General features: G+C 68.8%; 9 protein-coding genes. 3 read left to right on the top strand and 6 right to left on the bottom strand.

What is annotated here, in order from left to right; translation table 11 throughout:
• Positions 1-84: 84 nt before the first annotated feature.
• The 6 genes from mmsB to C6376_RS16585 all read right to left on the bottom strand — a co-directional run bounded on the left by mmsB (position 85) and on the right by C6376_RS16585 (position 7,417).
• On the bottom strand, positions 85-1,332 hold the full coding sequence (gene mmsB / locus C6376_RS16560; protein WP_107444122.1) for a multiple monosaccharide ABC transporter permease: 1,248 nt from the start codon (positions 1,330-1,332) through the stop codon (positions 85-87).
• Positions 1,329-2,882: a multiple monosaccharide ABC transporter ATP-binding protein gene (gene mmsA / locus C6376_RS16565; RefSeq protein ID WP_107444123.1), complete on the bottom strand. Its 1,554-nt coding sequence runs from the start codon at positions 2,880-2,882 to the stop codon at positions 1,329-1,331. Before mmsA ends, mmsB begins: the two co-directional genes overlap by 4 nt.
• Before the next feature lie 32 nt (positions 2,883-2,914).
• Positions 2,915-4,021, bottom strand: a complete 1,107-nt coding sequence (chvE, locus tag C6376_RS16570; RefSeq protein ID WP_107444124.1) for a multiple monosaccharide ABC transporter substrate-binding protein — start codon at positions 4,019-4,021, stop codon at positions 2,915-2,917.
• A 141-nt stretch (positions 4,022-4,162) separates the two neighbouring features.
• The gene (locus C6376_RS16575) at positions 4,163-5,134 is read right to left on the bottom strand and encodes a hypothetical protein (RefSeq protein WP_107444125.1); all 972 of its coding nucleotides are present in this window, start codon (positions 5,132-5,134) and stop codon (positions 4,163-4,165) included.
• Positions 5,135-5,255: 121 nt separating this feature from the next.
• Positions 5,256-6,260: a zinc-binding dehydrogenase gene (locus C6376_RS16580; protein ID WP_107444126.1), complete on the bottom strand. Its 1,005-nt coding sequence runs from the start codon at positions 6,258-6,260 to the stop codon at positions 5,256-5,258.
• Positions 6,257-7,417, bottom strand: a complete 1,161-nt coding sequence (locus C6376_RS16585) for a mandelate racemase/muconate lactonizing enzyme family protein (protein WP_107444127.1) — start codon at positions 7,415-7,417, stop codon at positions 6,257-6,259. The genes C6376_RS16580 and C6376_RS16585 overlap by 4 nt, the downstream gene beginning before the upstream one ends.
• 258 nt (positions 7,418-7,675) lie before the next feature.
• On the opposite strand from C6376_RS16585, the gene C6376_RS16590 reads away from it, so the two are divergent.
• From C6376_RS16590 to C6376_RS16600, 3 genes are all read left to right on the top strand, one after another.
• Positions 7,676-8,572, top strand: a complete 897-nt coding sequence (locus tag C6376_RS16590; RefSeq protein WP_107444128.1) for a hypothetical protein — start codon at positions 7,676-7,678, stop codon at positions 8,570-8,572.
• A 509-nt stretch (positions 8,573-9,081) separates the two neighbouring features.
• Positions 9,082-10,128, top strand: coding sequence for a LacI family DNA-binding transcriptional regulator (locus tag C6376_RS16595; protein ID WP_107444129.1), 1,047 nt, complete (start codon positions 9,082-9,084; stop codon positions 10,126-10,128).
• Positions 10,129-10,261: 133 nt separating this feature from the next.
• Positions 10,262-11,266, top strand: a complete 1,005-nt coding sequence (locus tag C6376_RS16600) for an ABC transporter substrate-binding protein (protein WP_107444130.1) — start codon at positions 10,262-10,264, stop codon at positions 11,264-11,266.
• Positions 11,267-11,361 lie beyond the last annotated feature (95 nt).

Below are 11,361 nucleotides of genomic sequence, written 5' to 3' on the forward strand. Positions count from 1 at the left end.
GTTTCCCGCCTTCCACTTCCTGTTGCCGCCCGCCCCTGGAAACACGAGCGGGCCCCGCCGTGAAGGCGGGGCCCGCTCGTCGGTTCAGGAACCGGACTTGCGCTTGTTCCACACGTCGAAGCCGACCGCGATCAGCAGGGCGAGACCCTTGATGACCTGCTGCCAGTCGCTGCCGACGCTGAGGAGGTTCATGCCGTTGTTCAGCACACCGAGGACGAGACCACCGATGATCGCGCCGAGGACGGTGCCCACACCGCCGCTCATGGACGCGCCACCGATGAACGACGAGGCGATCGCCTCGAGTTCGAAGCTGAGGCCCGCCTTGGGCGACGCCGCGTTCAGACGGGCGGCGACCACGAGACCCGCCAGGGCCGCGAGCACGCCCATGTTCAGGAAGACGAGGAAGGTGACCTTCTTGTCCTTCACGCCCGACAGCTTCGCCGCCGGCAGGTTGCCGCCGATCGCGTAGATGTGCCGGCCGAAGACCGCGTTGCGCATGATGTAGCCGTAGCCGACGACCAGCAGACCGAGGATGATCAGGATGATCGGCGCGCCCTTGTAGCTGGCGAGCAGCATCGTGACCGTGAGGACCGCGGCGGCGATGGCGACGAGCTTGAGCAGGAAGAGGTTCCTGGGCACCACGTCGAGGGCGAACTCCTGCTGCCGCTTGCGGTCGCGGACCTCCTGCAGGACCACGAACGCCAGCAGGGCGAAGCCCAGCAGCAGCGTCAGGTTGTGGTAGTTGGTGTTCGGGCCGACCTCCGGCAGGAAGCCGTTGCCCATCTTCTGCAGACCGTCCGGGAACGGGCCGAGGGTCTGGCCCTCCAGGAGGATCTCCGTCAGACCGCGGAAGAGCAGCATGCCCGCGAGGGTGACGATGAAGGAGGGTATGCCGAGATAGGCGATCAGGAAGCCCTGCACCGATCCGGCCACCGCGCCCACGACCAGGCACAGCACCAGCGCCACAGGCCATGACACGTCGTGCTGGACGGTGAGGACGGCCGCGAAGGCGCCGGTGAACGCCGTCACCGAACCGACCGAAAGGTCGATGTGGCCCGCGATGATCACCAGCATCATGCCGATCGCGAGGATCAGGATGTAGCTGTTCTGCAGGACCAGGTTGGAGACGTTCCGGGGGAGCAGCAGGTCGCCGCCGGTCCACACCTGGAACAGGACGACGAGCAGGCCGAGCGCGATCAGCATGCCGTACTGGCGCATGTTGCGGCGCAGGCCGTCGAGCATCACCTGCAGCAGCCCGCCGCCGGAGGCTGAGCCCCCGCTCTTCCCGGGCGGCGCGGCCGCCGGGCTCTTGTCGGTCACGTCCGTGCTCATCGCGTTACCTCTTTGTCCTTCGTCATCTGACGCATCAGCACTTCCTGCGTGGCCTCGGCCCGCGGGAACTCGCCCGTGAGCCGTCCGGCGGCCATCGTGTAGATGCGGTCGCACATGCCGAGCAGTTCCGGCAGCTCGGAGGAGATGAAGACGACCGCCTTGCCCTGGGCGGCCAGCTGGTCGATGACCGTGTAGATCTCGAACTTGGCGCCGACGTCGATACCGCGCGTCGGTTCGTCCAGGATCAGCACGTCCGGACCCGCGAAGATCCACTTGCTGAGGACGACCTTCTGCTGGTTGCCGCCGGACAGCTTGCCCACCGGTTCGAAGACGGTCGGGGCCTTGATGTTCATCGACTTGCGGTAGCCCTCGGAGACCTGCCGCTCCTCCTGCTCGTCGACCACGCCCCGCTTCGCGACCTTGTTCAGGGCGGTCAGCGAGATGTTGCGGTTGATCGTGTCGATGAGGTTGAGGCCGTAGTGCTTGCGGTCCTCGGTGACGTACGCGATCCCGTGGCCGATGGCCTCGGCGACCGTCTTCGTACGGATCTCCTTGCCGTCCTTGAGGACCGTGCCGCCCGCGTGCCGGCCGTAGGAGCGCCCGAAGACGCTCATGGCGAGCTCGGTGCGGCCCGCGCCCATGAGGCCGGCGATACCGACGATCTCCCCGCGGCGCACCTGGATCGACACGTCGTCGACCACCTTGCGCTGCTGGTCGATCGGGTGGTGCACGGTCCAGTCGCGGATCTCCAGGGCCGGAGCCGCGTCCTTCTCCGCCGCCTCGTGCGGGGTGCGCTCGGGGAAGCGGTGGTCGAGGTCGCGGCCGACCATGCCGCTGATGATCCGGTCCTCGGTCGTCTCCGCCGACTTCACGTCGAGCGTCTCGATGGAGTGCCCGTCGCGAATGATCGTCACCGAGTCCGCGACCTTGCGGATCTCGTTGAGCTTGTGGGAGATGATGATCGAGGTGATGCCCTGGCGCTTCAACTCCAGCATCAGATCAAGGAGCTTGCCGCTGTCCTCGTCGTTCAGCGCCGCGGTGGGCTCGTCGAGGATGAGCAGCTTCACCTTCTTGGAGAGCGCCTTCGCGATCTCCACGAGCTGCTGCTTGCCCACGCCGATGTCGGCGACGCGGGTCTCCGGGTGGTCGTCGAGACCCACCCGGCGCAGCAGCTCAGTGGCGTGCCGCAGAGTCTCCCGCCAGTCGATGAACCCGCCCTTGGCGTGTTCGTTGCCGAGGAAGATGTTCTCCGCCAGGGAGAGGTACGGCGACAGCGCCAGCTCCTGGTGGATGATCACAATGCCGTGCTGCTCGCTCGCCCGGATGTCCTTGAACTGGACGACCTCCCCCTCGAAGAGGATGTCGCCCTCGTAGCTGCCGTGGGGATGGACGCCGGAGAGCACCTTCATCAAGGTGGACTTTCCGGCGCCGTTCTCACCGCAAATGGCGTGGACCTCGCCCTGACGGACGGTCAATGAGACGTCTGACAGCGCCTTGACGCCGGGAAAGGTCTTGACGATCGAGCGCATTTCCAGGACGGGTCCCGCCATGGTCGTGCCTTCCAATCCGTAAGGTTCGACGCTTACTTGAGCTGGTCCGCGGTGTAGTAGCCGCCGTCGACGAGTTCCTTCTGGTAGTTCGTCTTGTCGACGCTCACCGGCTGCAGCAGGTAGGCGGGGACGACCTTGGTGCCGTTGTCGTACGACTTGGTGTCGTTGATCTCGGGCTTCTTGCCGTTCAGGGTGGCGTCGACCATGTCCGTGGCGACCTGGGCGAGCTTGCGGAGGTCCTTGTAGACGGTCATCGACTGCTGGCCGGCGATGATCGACTTCACGGACGCCAGCTCGGCGTCCTGGCCGCTGATGACCGGCAGGGGCTTGGCGGCGGTGCCGTAGCCGTCCGACTTCAGCGCGGCGATGATGCCGATGGAGATGCCGTCGTAGGGCGACAGCACCGCGTCGACCTTGCCGCTCTTGTAGGACGAGGTGAGGATGTCCTCCATGCGCTTCTGGGCGGTGGCGCCGTCCCAGCGCAGGGTGGTGACCTGGGTCATCTTGGTCTGGCCGGACTTGACCACGAGCTTCTTGCTGTCGATGTACGGCTGGAGCACGCTCATCGCGCCGTTGAAGAAGTACTTCGTGTTGTTGTCGTCGTTGGAGCCGGCGAACAGCTCGATGTTGAAGGGGCCCTTGCCGGACGCCACGCCCAGCTTGTCCACGAGGTAGGTGGCCTGGAGCTTGCCGACCTTCTCGTTGTCGAAGGACGCGTAGTAGTCGACGTTCTTCGAGCCGAGGATCAGGCGGTCGTAGGAGATGACCGGGATCTTGGCGTCGGCGGCCTGCTGGAGGACGTTGTTCAGCGACTTGTTGTCGATCGCCGCGATGATCAGGGCCTTGACGCCCTGGGTGATCAGGTTCTCGATCTGCGAGACCTGCTGGTCGGGGTCGTCCTCGCCGAAGACCAGCTTGGTCTTGTAGCCCTTGGCCTTGAGGTCCTTCTCGACGTTGGCGCCGTCGGTGATCCAGCGCTCGGAGGACTTGGTCGGCATCGCGATGCCGATGGTGCCGCCCTTGGCGTCGCCGGCCTTCTCCTCACTGCCGCCCTCACCGGACTGTCCGCAGGCGGACAGGGTGAGGGCGAGGGAGGCGGCTCCGGCTATGGCGGCGAGGGCGGCTCTGCGGTTACGCATGATCAACATCCTTGATGTGTGTGCAGGGATCGGTCTCGCGCTGCGAAGGACGCTCCCGGAGCGACGCCGGAAAGACCGAGAAGCGATGTGTGGGATTCTGCGCGCCTGTGTCGGCTTCTGTGAAGCAAGGTTTCCGGAACGTTATGACCCGGCGTCGAACCTGTGCAGTTCGCCGGGCAGTCTCGAGCCGAGGGGGGCCATGTCTCCGTCCGCTCCGTGACGGGCGAGCAGGTCGAGGGCCAGACGTCCGCGACGCACCCGTTCCCGGGCTGTGGCGAGCGCCACGTCGCGCATGTGGTGACCGTAAGGGTAGATGCCCGGCGCCTTGGAGAGGCCGAACTTCAGGTAGAGCGGTGCGCCGCGCCGGATCAGCTCGGCGACCTCGTACATCCGAATGTACCCGCCGAGATCGTCGGGGGCCTCGATGTACATGTCCATGGGGGCGGCCGACGCCCGCCGGATCTCCGTGAGGTGATCCAGCGTCAGGTCGCTGGGCACGTTCACGGAGTCGGCGCCGAGACGCTCGTACACCGCGTACGCGGCCGGATTGACGGGGCCGATGAGCGCCGACACCTTCAGCGTCGTGTCGGCCGGGATGACGCCGGCCGTGCGGGCGCGGTGCAGCGTCCACAACACGCCCTCGTCGGCCACGAGCAGACACTTTACGCCCAGCTCCGTCGCCCGCAGGGCGTCCTCGACGCATCCGGCGACGGCGTCGTGGCCGCGGGCACGCAGTCCGCCGCCCCGGGAGTCGGTACGCGTCGAGCCGCCGATGTCCCAGGTGCCGCGGGGGCCGGTGAACAGGCACAGCTCGATGTCACGCTCTGCGGTGGAGTCGACCATGTCGGTGATCTCCGCGTCGGTCAGCATCCACACGCCGCTGCCCTGGCTGATCCGGTGGATCGGCACGTCGAGGCGTGAGGCCTCTTTCAGGATGACGGCCAGCGCTTCGGGGCCCTCGCACGAAGGGACCTCGGTGCGCCAGCGGCCGCCGCCCGGGAACCCGTGGGGTGAGGCGTCGGCGGGATCGAGAGCGGGCGCACCCAGGCCGAGCGCGGCGAGCGCCTGCTCACCAGGTCGGCGAGCTGCCGTGGTGGAAGCGTCGGTGGTCACATGCCGTCCTTCGTGTTCGATATGTCGGTCAAGGTTCGCAGCTCAGGTCGTGCGGGGCTGGGTGTACACCGGCCCGGGGCGGGTCAGGGCGCCCCGAGCCGGCGTACGGCTTGGCGGGGGCCTACGGCCTGAGCAGCACCTTGCCCACCTTCGGATCACCGGAGCCGACCAGCTCGATGGCTTCGGCGAACGCGGTCAGCGGCAGCTCGTGCGTGACGAGCGGCAGCGGATCGAGCAGTCGGGCCCCGAACACCCGGACCGTGTAGGCCCAGGCGTCCGGTGGAGCCCCGAAGACGGTGTGCACCTCCAGTTGCCGTACGACGAGGTCCGTCGGGTCGAGCCCGGCCGCACCGGGCGCCGGGATCCCCGTCAGGACCAGCCGGCCGCCGCGCCGAAGGAGCGAGGCGGCGGTGCGTGCGGCGGTGGTGGACCCGGCGGTCTCGATGACGACGTCGATGTCGTCCGGGAGATCCTGGTCACAGGTGCGGAAGTCGGTGGCGCCGAACTGCCGGGAGAGCGACTCCCGGTCGCCGCGCGTGCCCACGACCAGCAGTTCGGCGGGCGAGCCCGCCTTGAGGAACTGCACGGCGAACATGCCCAGCGTCCCGGTGCCGACGACGGCCACCCTCTCGCCCGGCAGGGCGTGCGCCTTGATCGCGGCGGCCGCGACGCAGGCCGCCGGTTCCAGCAGGGCCGCCGCGGTGAGGTCGGCGTCGTCGGGGAGGGCGTGCAGCAGCCGTGCCGGGAGCGTGAGGGTGGCGGCCATCGCCCCCGGCTGGGTGAAACCGGTCTCCTCGTAGCCTTCGGTGCACAGCGTCGTCGCGCCCGTGTGGCAGCGGTCGCAGACCTGGCAGTTGCGAAAGCCCTCGCCCACCACCTTGCGGTCGAGGAGCGAGGGGGGAACGCCGGCGCCGACCTCCTCGACCGTCCCGGACCACTCGTGGCCGGGGGTCACCGGGTAGCGCACGTACCCCTCGGGCCGGTTGCCGTGGTACACCTCGCGGTCGCTGCCGCAGATGCCGGTCGCGTGGACGCGGACCAGCGCCTCGCCGGGTTCCGGCCGGCGCGGTTCGTGCGGGACGATGCGATGCTCGCCCGGCGCCTCCACCACGACGGCGGTGCTCACTGCTCGGCGGCCTTCGGCTTGCGCTGTTCCCAGCCCTCGGCCCAGAGGTCGAAGCGCGCCTGCTGCTGCGGGAACTCGGCTGCCGCCTCCACGTCCAGCTCGACGCCGAGACCGGGCTCGTCGGAGAGGTGGAAGTAGCCGTCGATCACTTCGGGCGCGCCCTTGACGACCTTCTTGATCTCCGCGTCGGCGAAGTCGTTGAAGTGCTCGAGGATCTTGAAGTTCGGGGAGGTGAACCCGACCTGCAGGGAGGCGGCGGTGAGGACCGGCCCGCCGACGTTGTGCGGGGCGACGAGCACGTAGTGCGCCTCGGCGGTGGCGGCGAGCTTGCGGGTCTCCCAGATACCGCCGATGTGACCGACGTCCGGCTGGATGACGTCGACGGCCTGGCTCTCGAACAGCTCGCGGAACTCGATGCGGTCGTGGATGCGTTCACCGGTGGCGACCGGGATGTCGACCTTGGCGGCGATCTTCTCCAGGGCCTTCAGGTTCTCCGGCGGGCAGGGCTCCTCCAGCCACGCGGGCTTGAAGGGCGCGAGCTCCTTGGCCAGCCGTACGGCGGTGGCGGGGGAGAAGCGGCCGTGCATCTCCAGCATCAGCTCGGCGTCCGGCCCGATGGCGTCGCGCACGGCCTCGATCAGCGAGACGGCGTAGAGGCTCTGCTGGTGGTCCAGCTCGAAGTGCCCGGTGCCGAAGGGGTCGATCTTGAGCGCCTGGTAGCCGCGTTCCATGACGCTCCTGGCGGCCTTGTGGTAGGCCTCCGGGGTCCGCTCGGTGGTGTACCAGCCGTTGGCGTAGGCCTTGACCTTGTCGGTGACCTTCCCGCCGAGGAGCTGCCAGACCGGCACGCCGAGCGCCTTGCCCTTGATGTCCCAGCAGGCCATCTCGACGACGGCGATGCCCGACATCACGATCTCGCCGGCCCGCCCGTAGTCGCCGTACTTCATGCGGCGCGTGAGGTCCTCGACAGCGAACGGGTCGGAGCCGAGAATGTGGTTGGCCTCGGCCTCCTTCAGGTAGCCGATCAGCGCGTCGGTGTGGCCCAGCATGCGGGTCTCGCCGACGCCCGTGAGGCCCTCGTCGGTGTGCACCAGGACGTAGGTCAGGTTGCGCCACGGCGTCCCGACCACATGCGTGCTGATTCCGGTGATGCGCACGGAAGTTAACCCTTCGAAGCTGTTCGAGATTTCGTCACGCGTTCGAAATGCTGACCAGACAGTAGGGACCGCGTGAGCGGGGTGTCAATGGGGCGACCGGGCATCGCTTTCGATAGTTTCGATGACGGTTTCGGACGGTGAATCGACCTCCTGTGGGGTAGGTCACTCTACTTGACGCGCCGTATGGCCTGTTTCCCACACAACTTTCACACGTGTGTTCGGGAACGGTCGCTTCCGGGAACTTAGTCTCTCCGCGTCATGGACTACTGCCACCCGTGCCGACGGCACCTCAACGGCGCCCTCGCCTGCCCGGGGTGCGGCGCACCTGCCGACCGGCTACGCGCGTATCCGCACGACGCGCACCAGCCGGAGCAGTACGAGCCGGAGCCGCTCCCCTACGAGCCCGGGCCGGAGCCGCTCCCCTACGAGCCCGGGCCGTACGGCGACTCGTCGCCCACGGACTCGCCGGACGACCGCACCGCTCACGACGGGCCCGGCCGTCACGGCGAGGCCGGTGATCACGACGGGCCCGGTGATCACGCCCGGTCCGGCGTCGCCGGCGACGAGGCGCGGGGGCGGGCCGCGCGCCGCCGGGAACAGGGCAGGGGTGGCCGACGGGGGCCGGGTGGCACGCCTGCCGCACCGGACGCGAGCCGTCGCGACCGCAAGGCCTCCGCCCACCGACGGCGCCGCAGGCGCGTGATCCTGATCGGTGTCGGTTTCGTGCTGGCCGCGGGCGGCCTGAGCCTGGCCGAGCTCGGCGTGGACGCCCCGGGCTTCTCCTCGCCGTCCCACCCGGCGGCGGCCGGCGGGGAATCGTCCGAGGTCGACGGGTCGGCGGTGGAGTCGAGTGCGTCCGGGCGGCCCCTGGACGACCGGACGGACACGGGCCGGGCCTCACCCTCCCCGGACCCCTCGGCGTCGGCGTCCGCCTCCGCCTCCGCGTCGGCCTCCCCGTCCCCGACGGCCGGGACCGCGACGCCGGGCCCGGACAAGGAGACCCAGTCGGGCTCCCGCCCCGGCTCCTCCGGGTCGACGGCTCCGTCGGACGACGACTCGGGCTCCAGTCCGACCTCCGGCGCGTCGGCGCCGGCCTCGTCCCCGAAGCCCTCGCCCTCGGAGACCTGCACCCGGTTCCTGTGGTGGTGCTCCTGAGCCTCCGGACGGGCGTTCCGGTGACCCCTCGATGGTTGATTCTGTGCGCAGTTGTGCGGTTCGCCGGCCTGTTTGGACATCCTGTCCAGGGCGACGCGCGGGACGTCCCCCGTGTGGCGAACGCCGTCCGGAGTGGCCCCGCCGAGGTCCCGTCCGGACGCGCGGACCCTCGTCGGGCCTCCGCCCGGCATCACCGCCCGGAACCCTCGATAGGGCTGTGACCTGGCACGATGCGTAATTCGTCCATATCGCGTTATGGAACCGTGACGACCATTGGCCGCAACCCTCTTGACCGCCATGAATTGTTAGCGCTCACAATGACCTCCGCGTTCACCAGTCAACGCCCAGCGTCGGCAGGGAAGGTCGAGCGTCGTGCGCACAGCGTCCCGACTCGTCATTTCCGTCGTCTGCGTTGGGCCCTCCGGGACTCCGGAGTGACATCCGCGGAGCGGAGCAGTCCGCCCGCATCGCAGGTCTTACCCACGAACGAGAGCCGAGGAGGGGCGTACGTGGCACACATCGGGCTCCGGCCCCCCACCATGGCCGACGTGGCACGCCAGGCCGGCGTGTCCCACCAGACCGTGTCCCGTGTGCTGGGGGATCACCCCAACGTGCGGGAGGAGACACGGGCCAGAGTGCTCCGAGCGATCGAGGAGATGGGCTACCGCCGCAACTTCTCCGCCCGGGCCCTGGCGACCCGGCGCACCCGGACACTGGGCGTGGTCGCCTCGGACACCACCCTCTACGGGCCGGCCAGCACGCTGTTCGCGCTCGAGGAGGCGGCACGTTCCGAGGGGTATCTCGTCTCGACGGTCAGCCTGCGCAAACTGACCATGGAGACGCTCTCCGAGGCCCTGGACCACCTCAGCGAGGGCGGGGTCGAAGGCGTGGTGGCCATCGCTCCGCAGCGGTCCGCGGTGGACGCGCTGGCCGAACTGCGCCACCCGTTCCCCGTGGTGATCGTGGGGGGCGGATCGGGGGGGGAGATCCCGAGCGTCGGCGTGGACCAGCACCTGGGGGCGCGGCTGGCGACGGGTCATCTGCTGGCCGCCGGCCACCGCAGCGTCTGGCATCTCGCCGGGCCCGAGGACTGGCAGGAGGCGGCCGACCGGGCCGCCGGCTGGCGGGCGATCCTCGAGGAGGCGGGCGTGGAACCGCCCATGACGCTGTGCGGCGACTGGAGTCCGCTGTCGGGCTACCGTGCGGGCCAGGAACTGGCCGGCTGGGTGGGCCGGGGGCTGACCGCGGTCTTCGCCGCCAACGACCAGATGGCGCTGGGGGTGTTGCGGGCCCTGCGGGAAGCGGGGGTCCGCACGCCCCAGGACGTGGCGGTGGTCGGCTTCGACGACATCCCGGAGTCGGAGTACTTCGCACCTCCCCTGACCACCGTCCGGCAGGACTTCGCGGCGGTGGGCAGGCGCGGCATCGCACTGCTTCTGGAGCTGATCGAGGGGCGGCCGCCCGCCACCACGCCTCGCATCGCTATCGAACCCCAACTCGTGGTCCGCGCGAGTACGTTCCCTCAGGCCGCTCAACCCGAGGGCGTACCCCGCTGACCGACCGTCGGCCGACAAGCGCAGCCGTGTGGCCGAAATTCCGAACAATGATCGACAGGCTGGACGCACTGCAGCCGGTCCCCTCAAGTACCAGCAGGTCCGTCCCCGGGCCGGCTCTTCAAAGGAGAAGCACATGCTCAGCAGAAGGAACTTCCTCACCGTTGCGGTCGGCGTGGCGGCGGCGGGCGGCCTGACCGCCTGTGCCAAGAAGGACGACAGCTCCTCCGACTCCTCCTCCGGCGGCAGCAAGACGATCACGCTGGGCTTCTCCCAGGTCGGCTCGGAGAGCGGCTGGCGCAGCGCCAACACGGACTCCGTGAAGTCGGCCGCCAAGGAGGCCGGCTACAAGCTGCAGTTCTCCGACGCGCAGCAGAAGCAGGAGAACCAGATCTCCGCGATCCGCAGCTACATCACCCAGAAGGTCGACGTCATCGCCTTCTCCCCGGTGGTCGTCACCGGCTGGGACGCGGTCCTCAAGGAGGCCAAGGCCGCGAAGATCCCGGTCGTCCTCACCGACCGCTCCGTGGAGACCTCCGACGACTCCCTGTTCGTCACGCTCGTCGGCTCCGACTTCACCGACGAGGGCCGCCGCGCCGCCAAGATCCTCGAGAAGGTCATCGCCAAGGCCGGTCTCAAGGCCCCGGTGAAGATCGCCCAGCTGGAGGGCACCACCGGCGCCGCCCCGGCCATCGAGCGCGCCAAGGGCTTCAAGGAGGTCATGGACGCCGAGCACAAGGACGACTGGAAGGTCGTCGTCAGCCAGACCGGTGACTTCACCCGCGCCGGCGGCAAGCAGGTCATGGCGGCGTTCCTGCAGTCGAACCCGGACATCAACGTCCTGTTCGCGCACAACGACGACATGGCCATCGGCGCCATCCAGTCCATCGAGGCGGCGGGCAAGAAGCCCGGCAAGGACATCCTCATCGTCTCGATCGACGGTGTGAAGGACGGCTTCGTGGCCATGTCCGAGGGCAAGATCAACGCCATCGTCGAGTGCAACCCGCTCCTCGGCCCCCAGCTCATGGACGTCGTGAAGAAGGTCAAGAACGGCGAGAAGGTCGAGCGCTGGATCAAGACCAAGGAGGGCGACTTCATGCAGGACCAGGCCAAGGCCGCGCTCCCGAGCCGCAAGTACTGACCGACGCACCCACCGGCAGGGAGCCTCCGGCCGACCGAGAGCCATCGGTCCCGGGGCTCCCTGCGGGCCTGAACCAAATGAAGAGGAGCGCTGCC

It is taken from the genome of Streptomyces sp. P3 (assembly GCF_003032475.1).
Taxonomy (GTDB): domain Bacteria; phylum Actinomycetota; class Actinomycetes; order Streptomycetales; family Streptomycetaceae; genus Streptomyces.